Annotated in this window: 1 protein-coding gene; it reads right to left on the bottom strand. The window is 48.0% G+C overall.

The features are described 5' to 3' along the window. Window positions 1-294, bottom strand: a 294-nt coding sequence (locus DM444_RS00085) for a hypothetical protein (protein WP_204251639.1), incomplete at both ends; no start/stop codon positions are given.

Raw genomic sequence — 294 nt, 5'->3', positions numbered from 1 at the left:
CTGGGATGAACAGGAATCCGTTACGGTTAAAGTATAGGTTCCGGCAGGCAGGTTTGAAACAGAAGCTGCTGTTCCCACTTCTGCGTTAGCGCTGTTTTTCCAAGAATAGTCAACAGTTCCCACAGAGTTTGTTACAGTTCCCGCAGTCACGATTCCGGTGCTTGCTCCGTAGCATGAAGCGTCTGTTTTAGATGAAGCCCCCAAAGCCAAAGCTGCAGAAGGCTGCCCAACAGTCACAGAATTTGTCTGAGAAGAGCATGAATCAGTTACAGTTAAAGTATATGTTCCGGCAGG

It is taken from the genome of Flavobacterium ginsenosidimutans (assembly GCF_003254625.1).
Taxonomy (GTDB): Bacteria; Bacteroidota; Bacteroidia; order Flavobacteriales; family Flavobacteriaceae; genus Flavobacterium; species Flavobacterium ginsenosidimutans.
This window is presented reverse-complemented; position numbering and strand designations above follow the sequence as displayed.